The organism is Pseudohoeflea suaedae, assembly GCF_004354915.1.
In the GTDB taxonomy this organism is placed as follows: domain Bacteria; phylum Pseudomonadota; class Alphaproteobacteria; order Rhizobiales; family Rhizobiaceae; genus Pseudohoeflea; species Pseudohoeflea suaedae.
In genome coordinates, this window is sequence record NZ_SMSI01000001.1 from 563,173 (window position 1) to 580,060 (window position 16,888).

At 64.6% G+C, this 16,888-nt stretch carries 15 protein-coding genes and 1 pseudogene; 7 read left to right on the plus strand and 9 right to left on the minus strand.

Annotated elements, in window-relative coordinates; genetic code table 11:
• The first annotated feature begins 85 nt into the window (after positions 1-85).
• Together ggt and E2A64_RS02655 are read left to right on the plus strand one after the other, a co-directional pair.
• Positions 86-1,876: a gamma-glutamyltransferase gene (ggt, locus tag E2A64_RS02650; protein ID WP_133282882.1), complete on the plus strand. Its 1,791-nt coding sequence runs from the start codon at positions 86-88 to the stop codon at positions 1,874-1,876.
• Between the two features lie 56 nt (positions 1,877-1,932).
• A complete protein-coding gene (locus E2A64_RS02655; protein WP_133282883.1) occupies positions 1,933-3,456 on the plus strand; it encodes a ComEC/Rec2 family competence protein in 1,524 nt (507 codons plus the stop codon).
• On the opposite strand, the pseudogene E2A64_RS02660 reads toward E2A64_RS02655, so the two are convergent.
• Both E2A64_RS02660 and E2A64_RS02665 read right to left on the minus strand, forming a co-directional pair.
• Positions 3,453-3,602 (minus strand): annotated as a pseudogene (locus tag E2A64_RS02660) (manganese-binding transcriptional regulator MntR); the annotation flags it as partial. The gene E2A64_RS02655 and the pseudogene E2A64_RS02660 overlap by 4 nt on opposite strands.
• The gene (locus E2A64_RS02665; protein WP_133282884.1) at positions 3,587-5,176 is read right to left on the minus strand and encodes a peptide chain release factor 3; all 1,590 of its coding nucleotides are present in this window, start codon (positions 5,174-5,176) and stop codon (positions 3,587-3,589) included. The gene E2A64_RS02665 and the pseudogene E2A64_RS02660, both read right to left, overlap by 16 nt.
• A gap of 93 nt (positions 5,177-5,269) precedes the next feature.
• On the opposite strand from E2A64_RS02665, the gene dut reads away from it, so the two are divergent.
• The 3 genes from dut (at position 5,270) to cysK (ending at position 7,880) form a co-directional block, all read left to right on the plus strand.
• Positions 5,270-5,749, plus strand: a complete 480-nt coding sequence (gene dut / locus E2A64_RS02670) for a dUTP diphosphatase (protein WP_133282885.1) — start codon at positions 5,270-5,272, stop codon at positions 5,747-5,749.
• Entirely contained in the window at positions 5,749-6,747 is a 999-nt protein-coding gene (locus E2A64_RS02675) for a proline racemase family protein (protein ID WP_133282886.1), read from the plus strand. The genes dut and E2A64_RS02675 overlap by 1 nt, the downstream gene beginning before the upstream one ends.
• 164 nt (positions 6,748-6,911) lie before the next feature.
• Positions 6,912-7,880 (plus strand): cysteine synthase A, encoded by a 969-nt coding sequence (gene cysK / locus E2A64_RS02680; protein WP_133282887.1) that lies wholly within the window; start codon positions 6,912-6,914, stop codon positions 7,878-7,880.
• Positions 7,881-7,995: 115 nt separating this feature from the next.
• Here the strand turns inward: cysK and E2A64_RS02685 are convergent, their stop codons facing one another.
• The 7 genes from E2A64_RS02685 to rph form a co-directional block, all read right to left on the minus strand.
• On the minus strand, positions 7,996-9,531 hold the full coding sequence (locus tag E2A64_RS02685) for a YifB family Mg chelatase-like AAA ATPase (protein WP_133282888.1): 1,536 nt from the start codon (positions 9,529-9,531) through the stop codon (positions 7,996-7,998).
• A 314-nt stretch (positions 9,532-9,845) separates the two neighbouring features.
• The gene (gshB, locus tag E2A64_RS02690) at positions 9,846-10,790 is read right to left on the minus strand and encodes a glutathione synthase (protein WP_133282889.1); all 945 of its coding nucleotides are present in this window, start codon (positions 10,788-10,790) and stop codon (positions 9,846-9,848) included.
• Positions 10,791-10,907: 117 nt separating this feature from the next.
• Positions 10,908-11,282, minus strand: coding sequence for a YraN family protein (locus E2A64_RS02695; RefSeq protein WP_133282890.1), 375 nt, complete (start codon positions 11,280-11,282; stop codon positions 10,908-10,910).
• Positions 11,279-12,181 carry a 16S rRNA (cytidine(1402)-2'-O)-methyltransferase gene (rsmI, locus tag E2A64_RS02700; RefSeq protein ID WP_244598220.1) on the minus strand — a complete coding sequence of 301 codons (903 nt, stop codon included), beginning with the start codon at positions 12,179-12,181 and terminating at the stop codon, positions 11,279-11,281. Before rsmI ends, E2A64_RS02695 begins: the two co-directional genes overlap by 4 nt.
• 67 nt (positions 12,182-12,248) lie before the next feature.
• Positions 12,249-13,454 carry a radical SAM family heme chaperone HemW gene (gene hemW / locus E2A64_RS02705; protein ID WP_428977462.1) on the minus strand — a complete coding sequence of 402 codons (1,206 nt, stop codon included), beginning with the start codon at positions 13,452-13,454 and terminating at the stop codon, positions 12,249-12,251.
• 11 nt (positions 13,455-13,465) lie between these two features.
• A complete protein-coding gene (gene rdgB / locus E2A64_RS02710) occupies positions 13,466-14,113 on the minus strand; it encodes an RdgB/HAM1 family non-canonical purine NTP pyrophosphatase (RefSeq protein ID WP_133282893.1) in 648 nt (215 codons plus the stop codon).
• Between the two features lie 28 nt (positions 14,114-14,141).
• Complete coding sequence (gene rph, locus E2A64_RS02715; protein ID WP_133282894.1) at positions 14,142-14,858, minus strand: ribonuclease PH; 717 nt, start codon at positions 14,856-14,858, stop codon at positions 14,142-14,144.
• 193 nt (positions 14,859-15,051) lie between these two features.
• On the opposite strand from rph, the gene hrcA reads away from it, so the two are divergent.
• Both hrcA and grpE read left to right on the plus strand, forming a co-directional pair.
• Positions 15,052-16,125: a heat-inducible transcriptional repressor HrcA gene (hrcA, locus tag E2A64_RS02720; RefSeq protein ID WP_133282895.1), complete on the plus strand. Its 1,074-nt coding sequence runs from the start codon at positions 15,052-15,054 to the stop codon at positions 16,123-16,125.
• A gap of 128 nt (positions 16,126-16,253) precedes the next feature.
• Positions 16,254-16,856 carry a nucleotide exchange factor GrpE gene (gene grpE / locus E2A64_RS02725; protein ID WP_133284225.1) on the plus strand — a complete coding sequence of 201 codons (603 nt, stop codon included), beginning with the start codon at positions 16,254-16,256 and terminating at the stop codon, positions 16,854-16,856.
• Positions 16,857-16,888: the final 32 nt, after the last annotated feature.

Sequence of the window (16,888 nt, forward strand, 5' to 3'; positions counted from 1 at the left end):
CCCCACTGGACGCGGCCGGTCATGCGTTTAGTGTCCTCCCTTGAGGCGTCCGCCATCGGCGCCGGAGAAAAGGGAGACTTCACATATGCGCCGCATCCTTCTGGCCCTTCTCGCCACGCTGCCCGCCAGTTTCGCTTCCGCACAGCAGGCTTCCGATACGATCGCGCCCGAGCCCGCGACGCCTGTCGACGCGTCGCAGGCGACCGACCCCGGCATTTCCGCCGCGCTGAAGGCCAGGGAAGACGGCAAACCCGTGAGTGCGAAGAACTGGATGGTTGCGGCCGCCAATCCGCTCGCGGTGCGCGCTGGCGCCGATGTGCTGGCCGATGGCGGTACCGCGGCTGACGCGATGATTGCCGTACAGGCCGTGCTCGGGCTCGTCGAGCCGCAGTCCTCCGGTCTGGGCGGTGGCGCGTTTCTGGTCTGGTACGACGCCGAAACGGGTGAAGTCTCCACCCTTGATGGCCGGGAGACTGCGCCGCTCGAAGCTACCCCGAAGCTCTTTCTCGATGACACTGGCGAGCCGCTGAAATTTTTCGATGCGGTGGTGGGCGGCCGCTCCGTCGGCACGCCCGGAACTCCGATGCTTCTGGAGGAGGCCCACCGCCGCTGGGGGAAGGCCAACTGGGCCGGACTTTTCGACGATGCGATCTCTCTCGCCGAGCACGGCTTCGAAGTCTCGCCGCGGATGGCCGCGTCCATCGCCGCTGATGCCGAGCGGCTGTCGCGCTACGGCAATGCGCGGGACTATTTCCTTCCCGGGGGCGAGCCGCTGCCGGAGGGAACGGTTCTCAGGAATGCCGCTTATGCCGATACGCTGCGCTCGCTCGCTGCTGGTGGCGCGAAGGCTTTCTACGAGGGGCCGATAGCTGCCGATATCGTGCGCACCGTGCGCGAGGCGGAGGGGAATCCCGGGGTCCTCTCTCTCAAGGATTTTCAGACCTATGACATCAAGGCCCGGCCTCCCGTCTGCGTGACCTATCGTGCCCATGATGTCTGCGGCATGGGGCCGCCTTCTTCGGGTGGCCTGACGGTCGGGCAGATCCTGAAGCTCGTCGAACCGTCCGATCTTGCGAAGCTCGGTTCCGCCAGCCCCGAGGCATGGCGGCTGATCGGCGATGCCAGCCGGCTCGCCTTCGCCGACCGCGAGCGCTACATGGCCGATGACGATTTCGTGCCGGTACCGGTCAAGGGGCTCGTCGACGAAGCCTATATGGCCGCACGCGCAAAGCTGCTCGAAACGGATAAGGCGCTCGAGACGGTCGAAGCGGGCATGCCGGCCTTCGATCACGCGCTCAACCGGGCCGACGGCGAGGCGATCGAACTGCCCTCGACCAGCCATATCTCGATCGTCGACGGCTATGGCAACGCCCTGTCCATGACCACGACCATCGAGAACGGCTTCGGCTCGCGGCTCATGGTGCGCGGCTTTCTGCTCAACAACGAACTTACGGATTTCTCCTTCCGCACCCATAATGACGGCGTGCCGGTCGCCAACCGCCTCGAGCCCGGCAAGCGGCCGCGTTCCTCGATGGCGCCGACGATCGTCCTGAAGGACGGCAAGCCCGCATTCGTGGTCGGCTCGCCGGGTGGCAGCCAGATCATCGGTTACGTCGCCCAGGCCATCATCAACCGCATCGACTGGGGCATGGATCCGCAGCAGGCGGTTTCCGCGCCGCATCTGGTCAACCGCACCGGTCCGTTCGATCTGGAGGCCGGCACCGATGCCGAGCGGCTGAAAGCTCCGCTCGAGGCACTGGGCTACGAGGTGAAGATAGGGGACATCAATTCCGGTCTTCATGCGATTGCGATCACGCCGGAAGGCCTCGAGGGCGGAGCCGATCCGCGCCGGGAAGGCATAGCGCTCGGCGACTAGGCTTTTGCAACCTTGAATTGATGCTATGATGGCCTCTCGCTTGCAGGAGGGGTGTCATGGCGCATTGCTTTGTGGGTTTGCCGCTCGATGATGACGGCAAGGCGATCAAGACGTATCTGAGATCAGCCAGCGGCAAGAAGGTCCGCCAGGTGCTCTGGGGCGACTGGCTCAATGTGGACGGAGAAGAACCGGACGGCCGGCTTCGCATAATCTGGGCGCCGAAGGGGCCGAAGCCGCAGACACTTTACATTCCGAAAGCGCACACGACGGACACCCGCCCCCTGGAGATCGTGTTCCTGGATGTCGGGCAGGGTGACGGAGCGGTCCTGATCTCACCCGAGCGGGGGAGCCGCGAGGCCGTCATGGTCATCGACGCCGGTGAATCGGAAAAGATGTACGACTTCCTGAAGCAGCGTTTTCGCTCCTACAAGGAGAATTTCCGCTTCCATGCGGCAATCCTCACCCATTCCGACAGCGATCACTACGGCGGTTTCGAGTATATTTTCGCCTCGCCCAGCTACGGTTTCGATCATGTCTACCACAATGGCCTGCTCGAGCGTCCGGAGCCCGACAGCTGGAAGAAGCTCGGGCGGTCGGTCGACGATCCGCAGCTTGGCCGAACGGTCCAGTGCGACCTTGTGGAGACGACCGCCGATATCGAACGGTTGTTCGGTCCGGACGCCGATATCGGCAGTTTCCGCTTACCCAAGGTGATGCGAAGGGCGCTGGAGAACCCCCACATTTCGGATTTCTCCATGCTGTCCTCCAAACACGGCGTCGAGGAGGATGGGCGGGTCTGGCTGCCCGGCTTCGCGCCCTCGGACAACAGGGGCTATGCGATCGAAATATTGGCGCCGGTCCCCGAAACAGCGTCGGACGGCACACTCTGCCTGCGCCGGCTGGGCAGTTCGGGCGAAACGAAGAATGGCCACTCGGTGGTTCTCCGCCTCCACTTCAAGTCGTTCAAGATCCTCTTCGGAGGCGATCTCAACGAAAAGGCCGAGAAATATCTGCTGACCCATTATACCGGCCGTACGCAGATGCCGAAGTCAGGGACGCCGGCCTATGACAAGATGATCGAGGAGGCGCGGCACTGGTTCGAGGCCGATCTCATGAAGGTCTGCCACCACGGTTCGGAGAAGGTGACCGATGCCTTCATCGAGGCGGTCAATCCGGCGGCTTTCGTGATCTCGTCGGGTGATGAAGAAGGCCATGTCCACCCCCGGCCCGATCTCCTGGGCCGGCTCGGCAAGCTCGGTCGCGGCGCTTCGCCGGTCATCCTGTCGACCGAGCTTCAGCGCTCGGTGCGGGAAACCGCGGATGTCGATCTGCTCCGCACGCTCGTCAACCGCATCATGAGCCTGCACGCCAAGCCCTCGGAGGTCCTGCGCGACAAGATCATCGCCGAGATGGAGGTTCTCGGCCAGTCCAATGTCACGGTCTACGGAACAATTTACGTGAAGACCGACGGCGAGCGTCTTATGGCGGCGTTCCGCGTGGAAACCACCAGCCAGACGAAGAAGTGGTTCACTTTCGACTACGCCTTCGATGCCGAAGGCGCGCTGCAGATCATCCGCTAGCTTCCGCCATCCCGTTCGGCCATCGTGCGGCGGAAGGCGTCCAGCGTTTCGGCCGAGACATGATGCTCGATACCCTCGGCATCGATGCGCGCGGTTTCCTGGCAAATGCCGAGCGAGAGAAGAAAGGCGATCACGCCGCCTTGGCGACGTGATACTCCTTGATGGCGACCATCTTGATGTCGGGATAGCGTTCGGCTTCGTAATTGAGCGAGAAGCCGTCGGCGGCCATGAACACCGGGTCGCCGTCGAGGTCGCGGGCGATGTCGCCGCGGTGACGGTCGACGAAACGCTCGAGCTCGGTCTTCGAATCGGCCGAAATCCACCGGCACATCGAAAAGCGCGACATTTCGAACGAGACCGGCAGGCCGTATTCCACCGACAGCCGCTCCTTGAGAACGTCGAGCTGAAGCGCCCCGACCACGCCGACGATTGCCGGCGAACCGTCTTCCGGCGTGAACAGCTGCACGACGCCTTCCTCGGCCATCTGCTGCAGCGCCTCCTTGAGCTTCTTGGCTTTCATCGCGTCCCCGAGCCGCACGCGGCGCAGGATTTCGGGCGCGAAGTTCGGTACCCCCTGGAAGACCAGTTCCTCGCCCTCGGTCAGCGTATCGCCGATCCTGAGCGTGCCGTGGTTCGGGATGCCCACCACGTCGCCGGCAAAGGCCGTATCGGCGATCTGGCGCTGCGAGGCGAAGAAGAACTGCGGCGCCGTCAGGCCCATCGGCTTGCCGGTGCGCGACAGCCGCGCCTTCATGCCGCGTTCGAGCTTGCCCGAGCACACGCGCACGAAAGCGATACGGTCGCGATGATTGGGGTCCATATTGGCCTGAATCTTGAAGACGAAGGCCGTCATCTTGTCGTCGGTCGCCTCCACCGTGCGAACATCGGCAACCTGCGCCCGCGGCTGCGGCGCGAAGGAGCCGAGCGCCTCGATGAGATCGCGCACACCATAGTTGCGCAGCGCCGAGCCGAAATAGACCGGCGTCAGATGACCTTCGCGGAAGGCTTCCAGGTTGAACGGACGGCAGGCCTCGATGGCGAGCGACGCTTCCTCGATGAAGGTCTCGCGCTCGTTTTCCGGCAGGCGGCCGGCCGCGAGTGCGGCCTCCGGCCCGTTGACCTGGGTGAGGTCCGTCTCCGAGTCCGAGCCGCGCACGGCGTTTCTGGACAGGTGATAGGTGCCCGCGAACGACTTGCCCTGACCGATCGGCCAGGTCATCGGCGCCGTGTCGAGCGCCAGCTTCTCTTCCACCTCGTCGAGGATCTCGAACGGATTGCGCGCTTCGCGGTCCATCTTGTTGACGAAGGTCACGATCGGAATGTCGCGCAGACGGCAGACCTCGAAGAGTTTGAGCGTCCGCGGCTCGATGCCCTTGGCCGCGTCGATCACCATGACTGCGGCATCCACCGCGGTCAGTGTCCGGTAGGTGTCGTCGGCGAAGTCCTCGTGGCCCGGTGTGTCGAGCAGGTTGAAGACGTGATCGCCATACTCGAACGTCATCACCGACGTGACGACGGAGATGCCGCGCTCGCGCTCGATCTTCATCCAGTCGGAACGGGTCTGGATCTTGTCCTTCTTGGCCTTCACCTCGCCGGCGAGCTGGATGGCTCCGCCGAACAAGAGCAGCTTTTCGGTGAGCGTGGTCTTGCCGGCATCCGGGTGCGAGATGATGGCGAAGGTGCGGCGGCGCGCCACCGCTTCGGCAATGCTTTCGGGCATGAGGTGCAAATCCTGTTGATTGGGCGGACTTCTAGCGGTTCGGCGAGCGAGTTGCAATTGACCGCGAAGCCCTGCGCATCGGATCATTCCGCCATGACCGATCCATTGCTTCAGCTCGCCCGGCCCGTCGTCGGCCTCGTCCGCCTGCCTCACTCCGAGGGGCTCGATCTGCCGTCCTACGAGAGTGCCGGCGCCGCCGGCATGGATCTGCGGGCTGCATTGCCCGAAAGCCAGCCGCTGACCCTCGCGCCGGGCGCCCGCGCGCTGGTGCCCACCGGCCTCGTCTTCGAATTGCCGGACGGCTATGAGGCGCAGGTTCGTCCGCGCTCGGGGCTGGCCTTCAAACACGGCATCACCTGCCTGAATACGCCCGGAACCATCGATGCGGATTATCGCGGCGAGGTAAAGGTGCTTCTGATCAATCACGGCGATGCGCCCTTCGAGATCACCCGCGGGGCGCGTATCGCGCAGATGGTGGTGGCGCCTGCCCTGCAGGTGGTGCTCGAGCTCAGGGACGAGGCGGGCGAAACCGCGCGCGGTGCGGGCGGCTTCGGCTCGACCGGCACCGGCTGATGGAGACGCTGCGGGTCATCGACATGCATACCGGCGGCGAACCGCTCCGGATCGTCACCCATGGCTACCCGCATGTTCCCGGCGCGACGATTCTCGAAAAGCGCGCTCATGTCCGCGACGAGCTCGATCATCTGCGCAGGATCCTGATGTTCGAGCCGCGCGGCCATGCCGACATGTATGGCGCCATACTCGTCGAACCCAGCCTGCCGGGTGCCGATCTCGCCGTCCTCTTCATGCACAATGAAGGCTATTCGACCATGTGCGGTCACGCGATCATCGCGCTCGGCCGGTTCGCCGTCGATCGCGGCATGGTGAGCGTCGACGGCGACAAGGCGCGCGTCAATATCGAGTGCCCCTGCGGGATGGTCGTGGCGGATGTGACGATCCGCGACGGCAGGGCCGCGGAGGTGAGTTTCGAGAGCGTTCCGTCCTTCCTGTTCGAGGAGGGCGTCCGCGTCGATGTGCCGGACTATGGAGAGATCGTCTGCGACGTCGCCTATGGCGGCGCCTTCTATGCGCTGGCGCCGGCGCGCGCCTTCGGTCTGGAGTTCGGACGTGACCCTGTCGCCGATTTCATCGAGGCGGCGGACCGGCTGAGCCGGGCGGTCAGACAGGCCGTGCCGCTGACCCATCCCGATGCCGCGGATCTCGCATTCCTTTACGGCTCGATCCTGACCGATGGCGGCGCCGGCGATGACACGCCGTCGCGCAACATCTGCGTCTTCGCCGATCGTCAGGTGGACCGTTCGCCCACCGGGTCCGGCGTCACCGCCCGCATGGCGACCCTGCACGCCAGAGGGCAGGTCGCAGCGGGGGAGATCCGGCACTTCGAAAGCATTGTCGGTTCGCGTTTCACCGGAATGGTCGCCACGTCCACGACCGCCGGCGAATGGAGCGCCGTCACGGTCCGGGTTTCCGGCCGGGCGCATTATGCCGGTGAGGCGAGCTTTGTCGTCGAGGACGACGACCTTTTGGGCGGCGGCTTTCTCGTCCGCTGATGCGGTAGAAAAATATTCCCCGATCATGGCGGCATGAGGATTCAATTGGCGGATCTCTGGCGGCCTCGTGATCGCATTTCCTCGTAATGGCGGTCGCCCGATCCTACATTTGATGGAGAATAATAGATCGCAGTCAGCGAGACACAGATTTTCAGGAGGAACGCATGAGCGATGTGAGCAAACCCGGCCGCGGCCGCATCTTCGATTCGATACTCGATACGATCGGCAACACGCCCGTCGTCCGCCTCGACAAGCTGGCGGAAGCCGAGGGCGTGAAGGCGCGTCTCCTCGGCAAGCTGGAATTCTTCAATCCGATTTCCTCCGTGAAGGACCGTATCGGCCTCGCCATGATCCGCTCGCTGGAAGAGCAGGGCAAGATAACGCCGGGCAAGTCGGTGCTGGTCGAGCCGACGTCCGGCAATACAGGCATCGCGCTCGCCTTTGCGGCGGCGGCGCTCGGCTACCGGCTGATCCTGACGATGCCGGAAACCATGTCGATCGAGCGCCGCAAGATGCTGGCCCTTCTCGGCGCCGAACTGGTGCTGACCGAAGGACCGAAGGGCATGAAAGGCGCGATCGCCAGGGCGCAGGAGATCGCCGCGGAGAACCCTGACGCGGTGATACCCCAGCAGTTCGAGAACGCCGCCAACCCCGAAATCCACCGCAGGACGACCGCCGAGGAAATCTGGAACGATACCGAAGGCAATGTCGATCTCTTCGTTGCCGGCATCGGCACCGGCGGCACCATTACCGGTGTCGGCCAGGTGCTGAAGTCGCGGAAGCCGGGCCTCAAGGTCGTCGCCGTCGAGCCCGCCGCTTCGCCGGTCCTGTCGGGTGGCGAACCCGGCCCGCACAAGATCCAGGGCATCGGAGCGGGCTTCGCGCCGGCCATTCTCGATACGGAAATCTACGACGAAGTCGTACAGGTTTCCAACGAGGATGCGTTCGAGACCGCGCGCAAGGTCGCCCGCATCGAGGGCGTGCCGGTCGGCATCTCCTCGGGTGCCGCCCTCAAGGCGGCCATCGAACTCGGCAAGCGGCCTGAAAACGAAGGCAAGCAGATCGTCGTGATCATCCCGTCCTTCGCCGAGCGCTATCTCTCGACCGCCCTCTTCGACGGGCTGGGCGAATAGCACGAGCCCGGTTCACGTCTGACCTCTCGTCTCCGGCGATATCCCAGCGATATCGCCGGTTTTTTGTGAGCGCGATAAAAGTCGAGGCAACGGCCCTGTCTGTCACCGGGCGCGGCTAGGCCGCAGCCGCCGAAGTCTGCTCGCTCGCCACCCGGTAGGAAATCGCCTCGGCGAGATGGATACGGCCGACCGTATCCGCCCCGTCGAGATCGGCGAGCGTCCGCGCGACCTTGAGGATGCGGTGATAGGCGCGCGCCGAGAACCGCAATTTCTCAGCCGCTTCCGACAGGAGCGCCTGCCCGCCCGCATCGGGCGCGGCGACCGTCTCGATAAGCGCGGTCGAGCATTGCGAATTGGTGCGAATGTCGGCCCGTCCCGCCTCGCGATATCTCTCCCGCTGCATCTGCCGGGCGCGCTCGACCCGCGCGGCCACCGTGGCGCTGGTCTCCGAGGTGCCGGGCCGGATCAGGTCGCCGGCCTGAACCGCAGGAACGTCGATCCTGATGTCGATGCGATCGAGCAGCGGTCCGGAAATCCGCGCCTGGTAATCGGCACGGCAGCGCGGCCCGCGTGCGCAGCTGTGCCCGGGCTCGCCCGCCATGCCGCAGCGGCACGGGTTCATCGCCGCGACCAGCTGGATCTTGGCCGGGTAGGTGACGCGGTGGTTGGCTCGCGCGATCACGCATTCCCCCGCTTCGAGCGGCTGGCGCAGGGAATCGAGAACCTGCGGCGTGAATTCCGGAAACTCGTCGAGAAACAGCACACCGTGATGGGCGAGGGAAACCTCGCCGGGTCTTGCCCTCAGCCCGCCGCCGACCATGGCCGCCATCGAGGCCGAATGGTGCGGCGCGCGGAAGGGGCGGCGGTCCGACAGCTTGCCGCCTGCGAGCTGTCCCGCAATCGAATGGATCATGGAGACCTCGAGGAGTTCCGCCGCCGACAGCCGCGGCAGGATGGAGGGCAGTCGCGAGGCGAGCATGGACTTGCCCGATCCCGGTGGCCCGTTGAAAAGGAGGTTGTGCCCGCCTGCAGCCGCCACTTCCAGGGCGCGGCGCGCGCTTTCCTGTCCCTTGATCTCGCAAAGGTCCGGCAGGTTGGCCCGATCCGCCCTGCGCGCGGGCTCCGGTCGCGAGAGCACCTGCGTGCCGCGGAAATGATTGGCAATGGCAACGAGGCTGCGGGGGGCGAGGATGTCGATCTCCTCGCCCGCCCACGCCGCCTCCGCCCCGCTGTCCTTCGGGCAGATCAGTCCCTTGCCGAGCGCATTGGCCCCGATCGCCGCCGGCAGCGCGCCCGCCACGGCGGCAATCGTTCCGTCAAGCGAGAGTTCGCCCAGCACCACATAGGCGTCCAGCGCATCGCCCGGGATGGCGCCGAGCGCCGCCATCAGTCCGAGCGCGATCGGCAAATCGTAATGGCTGCCTTCCTTCGGCAAGTCGGCGGGCGCGAGATTGACGGTGATGCGCTTGGATGGCATCGCCAGTCCCGAGGCGTGAAGGGCGGCCTGAACGCGCTCGCGGCTTTCGGCCACCGCCTTGTCGGGCAGGCCGACGATCTGCATTCCGACCTTGCCCGGTGCAACCATCACTTGAACATCGACCGGCACCGCATCGATGCCCTGGAATGCAACCGTTCCGACCCGTGCAACCATGATGCCCTCTTGCGCTAGGCGTCCGCACACTCATTGCGCGATATGGCGATTATTATGCATGTATAAAGGTCTAAAACAAGAACAAAAAAGAAACAAATACACGTTTATCGTGCGTTGCGATTGCAAGTGATTGTAAAAGCGGAACAAGTGTGAACACACGGGAAACGCGAATCGCCCGTTACTGGCAAAACTTGTGTGTTACTTTTGATGGTGCCGGCAAGCGTGACGCTATCCTGACGGACCTGGAAACTCCAGACACGCGAATGGCGTCGCCGGCCTGACCAAGCCGACCGGTCGCCCGGAGGCAGAGCGGCCTAGCGCTTGGATTCGATCGCATCCCACAAGAGGGCGGAGATATCGGTTCCGGTGAAACGCTTCACTTCGCGAATGCCGGTCGGCGAGGTGACGTTGATCTCGGTCATCTTGTCGCCGATCACGTCGATGCCGACGAGGATGAAGCCGCGTTCTTTCAGTGCCGGGCCGATGCGCGCGCAGATGTCCCTCTCGCGAGGTGTCAGCTCGCTGGCCTCGGCGCGACCGCCCACATGCATGTTGGAACGGGAATCGTGCTCCGCGGGCACCCGGTTGATCGCTCCCACCGGCTCGCCGTCGATCAGGATGATGCGCTTGTCGCCCTTGCGCACGGCAGGCAGGTATTCCTGCACGATGAAGGGCTCGCGGAACGAAAGGTTGAACATTTCCAGGAGCGACGACAGGTTGCGGTCGTCCGGACGGATATGGAAAACGCCGGCGCCGCCGTTGCCGTAAAGCGGCTTCAATATGATGTCGCCGAGCTCGGAGCGGAAGTCCGCGATCGCTTTCGGATCGCGGGTGATCAGCGTTCGCGGCATCAGGTCCGCAAACTCCGTGACGAAGATCTTCTCCGGCGAATTGCGCACCCAGGCCGGATCGTTGACCACCAGCGTCCTGGGATGAATGCGCTCGAGAATATGCGTGGTGGTGATGTAGTTCATGTCGAATGGCGGATCCTGGCGCAGGAGAACCACATCCATGGTCGACAGATCCACCCTTTCCTGGGCGCCCAGGTCGAAGTGGTTGCCTGCCTCGTCGCGCAAGGTCATCGGCTCGACGATCGCTTCCACCGTGCCGTCGCGCAGGGAAAGCTGGTCGGGGGTGTAGTGGAAGAGATTGTAGCCGCGCGCTTGCGCTTCCAGGCACATGGCGAAGGTGGAATCGCCCGCGATATGGATCGAGGAGACATGGTCCATCTGGACGGCGACATTTCTGATCTTGCTCATGACAATCCCTTCAGCGGCCCTTCACCAGCCCTTCGGCGGCAATGGTCTGACACATAGGGCTGAGGGGGGTGGAATTGCAACGGTGGCGGCGCGCGCGGGACGCCGATTCAGAAAAATTCACACCGCGTCTTCAAGATGGCGGGGCCAGGTCCTGGGGCTGACGACCACGACATCCGTGCGCCACGAGAGCCTGGCGGCGTCGGGTTGCCGGGCGATCCAGTGTTCGCCCGCGGCATTGATGCGGCGCGCGGCGGTGGGCGTCACGGCATCCACCCCGGTGCGCAGGTCGCGCCGCGCCTTCACTTCCACGAAAATCACCAGATCTCCCTTCCGGGCGATCAGGTCCACCTCGCCGAACGCGCAGCGATAGCGCCAGGCGCGGATGCGGTAGCCCTTCAGAAGAAGCGCCAGTGCGGCAAGACATTCCGCCCGCCGTCCCCGCCGCTCGGCCGAGCGGCGCTTGGGGTCATGCGCGGCGCTCTCGCGCTTCACCCGCCGTCCTTCAGCGCCAGAAGCCGCTTGTAGAGATCCTTTCGCGGAAGACCTGTCAGCCGGGCTGCCTCCGACGCCGCCTGGCCTGCAGACATTTCCGATACGAGCCCGGCGAGGATCGTGTCGGTGTCGGCCTTGCTTGGCGCTTCCGCCGTGCCGGGGCCGATCGCAAGCACGATCTCGCCTTTCACGGCGGCCTCGCGATAACTCTCCGCAAGCTCGCCCAGCGTGCCGCGCCGCACCTCCTCGAAGGCCTTGGTCAGTTCGCGGCACACGGCTGCCTGCCGCTCGGCGCCGAGTTCCTCCGCTGCCGCCGTCAGGGTCGCGCCGATCCGGTTGGGGCTCTCGAAGAAAAGAAGCGTCGCCGGCGTCTGACCGAGTTCGTTGAGCCGGTCGCGCCGTGCCTTGTCCTTCTGCGGAAGAAACCCTCCGAACAGGAAGGCGTCATTGGGCAGACCCGAGGCCACGAGCGCAGCCAGAGGCGCGGAAGCGCCCGGGATCGGGATCACCCGGATGCCTTCCGCGATGGCCGTCTGCGCAAGCCGGTAGCCGGGGTCGGAGACCAGCGGCGTTCCCGCATCGGAAACGAGCGCCACGCTCTCGCCGGCCTTCAGGCGCTCGATCAGTTTCGGGCCGACGGTATCCGCATTGTGCTCGTGATAGGCGTAGGGTCGCGCGGAAATGCCGAATCTGTCGAGCAGCACGCGGGTCACGCGGGTATCCTCGCAGGCCACCACATCCGCCGAGGTCAGCGTCTCGAGCCCGCGGATAGTCATGTCGCCGAGATTGCCGATCGGGGTCGCCACCAGATAGAGCCCCGGTTCCAGCGGCCGGGCGGGGATTTCCGCCTGCCCGATGAAGAAGGAGCGCGTCCTGTCCTTCGGCATCTTCCCGCGCATGTCCGCCTGTTCGGTCATCCTGTCTCCGGTGAAATGGTCGTCAGTGGCCAGACTGCCGCAAATCGGCTCAGAAGGCGAGATCGGCCACCACGGCATCGAGCACGAGCATGCCCTGCGGCGTGCAGCGCAGGCGGTTCCTGCCGATCCGTTCGATGAGATTGAGGCTGGTCAGGAAATCCACCTGATCGGCATCGAGGTCGCGGCCGGAGAGTTTCTTCCAGCGGTCGAGATCGATGCCCTCGGTCAGTCGCAAGCCCATCAGCAGCATTTCGTCGGACTGCGTCACCGCGTCCAGTTCCTCGGTTTCCGCGATGCCGTGACCGGAAGTGCCCACCATCTCGAGCCAGCCCTCGGGCCGACGCTCGGTGGCTGTCGCAAGCTTGAGGTTGCCAGTCTTCAGCCGGCCGTGGGCCCCGGGGCCGATGCCCGCATAATCGCCGTAGCGCCAGTAGGTGAGGTTGTGCCGGCTCTCCGCACCCGGTCGGGCATGGTTGGAAATCTCGTAGGCCGGCAGACCGTATTGCGCGGTCACGTCCTGGGTCAGTTCGTAGAGTTCGGCGGAATGCTCCCCGTCCGGCACGTGCAGCTTGCCCGCCTGCCTCAGTCCAAAGAACGGCGTGCCTTCCTCGATGGTCAGCTGGTAGAGCGACAGGTGATCGGCTGCCAGCGCGATGGCCTGCTCCAGTTCCTTGGCCCAGTGATCCGGCTTCTGGTCGGGCCGCGCATAGATGAGATCGAACGACATGCGCGGGAAAATCTCGCGTGCCAGATCGATCGCCGTCAGCGCCTCGGTCACGGAATGAAGGCGACCGAGAAACTTCAGATCCTTGTCGTTGAGGGCCTGAACGCCCATCGACACACGGTTGACGCCCGCCGCCCGGTAGCCGCGGAACCGCGAGGCTTCCACGCTCGAGGGATTGGCTTCCATGGTGATCTCGATGCCTTCGGGCACATGCCAGGCCCCGGCAACGGCGTCGAGCACGGCTGCCACCGTCTCCGGATCCATCAGCGAAGGCGTGCCGCCGCCGATGAAGATGCTGGTCACCTCGCGCGGGCCCGAGAGCGCGCGCATATGGGCGATCTCGCGCTGGAACGCGGCCGCATAGGCGGACTGGTCCACGCCGCCATGGCGCACATGGCTGTTGAAGTCGCAATAGGGGCATTTGGCCGCGCAGAACGGCCAGTGCAGATAGACGCCGAAACCGGGCGTGCCGTCATCGCCGTTGATCGCCGGACGTCCGGCGTCATTGGCGGGCTTGCGCGGGTCCGGAATCTGGGGGAGCGTCACGCGCGGGTCAGTCCGAGACATTCTTCCGCAAACCGTTTGAAGGCTCTTGCCCGGTGCGACAGCGCTTCCGCGTCGCCGGGCTTCCAGCCGTGTTTCTCTTCCGACGGCATCTCGCCGAAGGTGCGTTCATGGCCTTCCGGCTGAAACACCGGATCGTAGCCGAAGCCGAGATTGCCGCGCGGCGGCCACACGAGTGTACCCTCGGCCTCGCCGCGAAAGAAGCTGACATCCCCGTTCGGCTGGGCGAGACACAACACGCTCACGAAACGGCCGGTTCGCCTGGCGGGATCGGTGACGCCGCGCGCCTGCAGCGCATCCTCGACCTTCTGCATGGCGATCTGGAAGTCGCGGCTGCCATCCTCGAGCGTTGCCCAGTCGGCGGTGTAGACGCCCGGCGCGCCGTCGAGCGCGTCGACCACGAGGCCGGAATCGTCCGACAGCGCGGGCAGTCCGGAGGCGCGGGCCGCGGCCAGCGCCTTGGTTGCCGCATTGGCCTCGAACGTGTCGCCTTCTTCAGCCGGTTCGGGCAGGTCGAGTTCGGCCGCCGAGGTCACACGTATCCCAAGCGGCGTGAACAACTCGGTGATCTCGGCGATCTTGCCGGCGTTGTGGCTGGCGACCAGGATGGTTTCAGGCACAGTCATGCTGTTCACGCTCTCCGTGTCCTTCGCCTCAGGCGATGGCGTCCTTCTGCATTGTCACCAGTTCGCCGATGCCGTTGCGGGCGAGGTCGAGCAGTGTGAGGAACTCGTCCTGGCTGAAGGGCTCGCCCTCGGCCGTACCCTGGATCTCGACGATGCCGCCCTTGCCGGTCATGACGAAATTGGCGTCTGTCTCGGCGGACGAATCCTCCAGATAGTCGAGATCGATGACCGACTGGCCGGCAAAGATGCCGCAGGAAATGGCGGCGACATGATCCTTCAGAACCTTGTCGACCTTCACCATGGAGCGCTGCTCCATCCACTTGAGGCAATCATGAAGGGCGATCCAGGCGCCGGTGATCGAGGCCGTGCGGGTGCCGCCATCGGCCTGGATCACATCGCAGTCGACGCTGATCTGGCGTTCGCCGAGCGCCTCGAGATCGACGACGGCGCGCAGCGACCGGCCGATGAGGCGCTGGATTTCCTGTGTCCGGCCGCTTTGCTTGCCCGCGGAGGCCTCGCGGCGCATGCGGTCGCCGGTGGCGCGGGGCAGCATCCCGTATTCGGCCGTCACCCAGCCCTTGCCGGCATTGCGCAACCATGGCGGAACGCGTTCCTCGAGGCTCGCGGTGCAAAGCACATGGGTGTCGCCGAACTTGACGAGACATGAGCCCTCTGCATGCTTCGAAAAATTGCGCTCGAAGCTGACGGCGCGCATCTGATCAGTTTTCCGGCCGGAAGGTCGCATGGCATTCTCCTGTTGTTCGGCGCAGCTTCTAGCGCTTGCCGCCAGACCATGCAAAGAAAAACGGGGACGGGCTGGTATGCGTCTGCGCCTCGGCGGCTCACGGGCAGGTCGCCCCTTTCACCTATCGACGTCACATCTTATATTTCACCCGTACAGCGAATTCGCGCGAAAGGAGCATCGAGAGTTTCCCGCCATGACGGTCAGTTCAATCCCGCCCCATGATCTCATGTCCGGTCTCGACGACCGGTCGCGGGAGATATTCCGCCATATCGTTGAATCTTACATGGATTCCGGCGATCCGCTGGGCTCCAGAAATCTCTCGCGCATGCTTCGCACGCAGATCTCGCCTGCCTCGGTCCGCAATGTCATGGCCGATCTGGAGGATCTGGGCCTCATCTATGCGCCCCACGTCAGCGCGGGGCGGCTGCCGACCCAGCGCGGGCTTCGCTTCTTCGTCGATGCCTTCATGCAGGTGGGGGATCTCCAGCCGGAAATGCGCGAGACCATCGACCGCGAGGTCCGCCTTAATGCCACCGACCCCTCGGCTGACGGCTTTCTGACCGAGGCGAGCCAGATCCTTTCGGGTCTCTCACGCGGTGCCGGACTGGTGATCGCCGCCAAGAACGATCATGCCATTCGCCATATCGAGTTCATCCGCCTCGACCCGCAGCGTGCGCTTGCGATCCTCGTGGGCGAGAACGACCAGGTCGAAAACCGGGTCATGGAACTGCCCGCCGGCGTCACCGCTTCGCAGCTCACGGAGGCCGCGAATTTCCTCAACGCCCATCTGGCCGGGCGGACAATCGGCGAGGGGCGCAAGGAACTCGAGAAGCTTCAGATCGATCTCAAGAAGGAACTCGACGACCTTTCCGGCGATCTCGTCGAACGTGGTCTGGCGATCTGGGCCGGCGGCGACAAGAACGGCGCGCGCCTCATCGTGCGCGGTCGCGGCAACCTTCTCGAGAACGTCCAGGCCGGGGAGGAACTCGAACGCCTCCGCCTTCTCTTCGATGAGCTCGAGCGCAAGGAAAGCCTGATCGAGCTGATGACCCTGGCCGAGGAAGGCTCCGGCGTCAGGATCTTCATCGGTTCCGAGAACAAGCTCTTTTCCCTGTCCGGCTCCTCGCTCATCGTGGCGCCCTATCGTGACGGCGAGGACCAGATCATCGGCGCGGTCGGCATCATCGGTCCGACGCGGCTCAACTATGCCCGCATCGTGCCGATGGTCGATTACACCGCGCAACTGGTCTCGCGGCTGCTGCGGTAATCGGCCTTTTACGCGATCTCCGGCCCGATCCGGGGTCGATTCCCGGCTCGGGCCTTGATTTTTGCCGCCCGAACAATGATATCCGGTCCAACTTCAATTCCTTCGAATGACGGGAAGAAACGACCATGATGAGTGACGATCAGAACCGCGAAACCGAAACCGCCGAGACCGAAGAAATGGTCGCGGGCGGAGAGGCTGGCGCGGAACAGGCCGAACTCGAAAAGCTCAGGGCCGAGAATGCCGATCTGAAGGATCGCTACCTGCGGCTTGCCGCGGAGATGGAAAACCTGCGTCGCCGCACCGCGCGCGACGTGCAGGATGCCAAGAGCTATTCGATTGCCGGTTTTGCCCGCGACATGCTGCAGGTCTCCGACAACCTCCGCCGCGCGCTCGATGCGGTGAGCGAGGAGGCGGAAGGCGAACTCAAGACCTTCCACGAGGGCGTCGAACTCACCGAGCGCAGCATGCTCGGCGCGCTCGAAAGGCACGGCGTCAAGCAGATCAGCCCGAAGGGCGAGAAGTTCGATCCGAACTTCCATCAGGCCATGTTCGAGGTGCCGAACCCCGACGTGCCGAACAATACCGTTTTCGAGGTGGTGCAGCCGGGCTTCGTGATCGGCGAACGCGTGCTGCGTCCGGCCATGGTGGGTATCGCCAAGGGCGGTCCCAAGGAGCCGGCAACGTCAGCCGAACCCGGCCCGCCCAATGCACAGGCCGAAAAAGACGCCTGATCCCGAAGGGCGCTGATCTCCGGAGGAGGGGA

Excerpts from the sequence above, each read along its gene's own strand:
- E2A64_RS02675 (WP_133282886.1), top strand. The coding sequence starts at position 5,749 with ATGGAGACGCTGCGGGTCATCGACATGCATACCGGCGGCGAACCGCTC.
- ggt (WP_133282882.1), top strand. The coding sequence starts at position 86 with ATGCGCCGCATCCTTCTGGCCCTTCTCGCCACGCTGCCCGCCAGTTTC.
- grpE (WP_133284225.1), top strand. The coding sequence starts at position 16,254 with ATGAGTGACGATCAGAACCGCGAAACCGAAACCGCCGAGACCGAAGAA.
- rsmI (WP_244598220.1), bottom strand. The coding sequence starts at position 12,181 with ATGCGCGGGAAGATGCCGAAGGACAGGACGCGCTCCTTCTTCATCGGG.
- rdgB (WP_133282893.1), bottom strand. The coding sequence starts at position 14,113 with ATGACTGTGCCTGAAACCATCCTGGTCGCCAGCCACAACGCCGGCAAG.
- cysK (WP_133282887.1), top strand. The coding sequence starts at position 6,912 with ATGAGCGATGTGAGCAAACCCGGCCGCGGCCGCATCTTCGATTCGATA.
- E2A64_RS02685 (WP_133282888.1), bottom strand. The coding sequence starts at position 9,531 with ATGGTTGCACGGGTCGGAACGGTTGCATTCCAGGGCATCGATGCGGTG.
- rph (WP_133282894.1), bottom strand. The coding sequence starts at position 14,858 with ATGCGACCTTCCGGCCGGAAAACTGATCAGATGCGCGCCGTCAGCTTC.
- hrcA (WP_133282895.1), top strand. The coding sequence starts at position 15,052 with ATGACGGTCAGTTCAATCCCGCCCCATGATCTCATGTCCGGTCTCGAC.
- E2A64_RS02665 (WP_133282884.1), bottom strand. The coding sequence starts at position 5,176 with ATGCCCGAAAGCATTGCCGAAGCGGTGGCGCGCCGCCGCACCTTCGCC.
- dut (WP_133282885.1), top strand. The coding sequence starts at position 5,270 with ATGACCGATCCATTGCTTCAGCTCGCCCGGCCCGTCGTCGGCCTCGTC.
- E2A64_RS02655 (WP_133282883.1), top strand. The coding sequence starts at position 1,933 with ATGGCGCATTGCTTTGTGGGTTTGCCGCTCGATGATGACGGCAAGGCG.
- gshB (WP_133282889.1), bottom strand. The coding sequence starts at position 10,790 with ATGAGCAAGATCAGAAATGTCGCCGTCCAGATGGACCATGTCTCCTCG.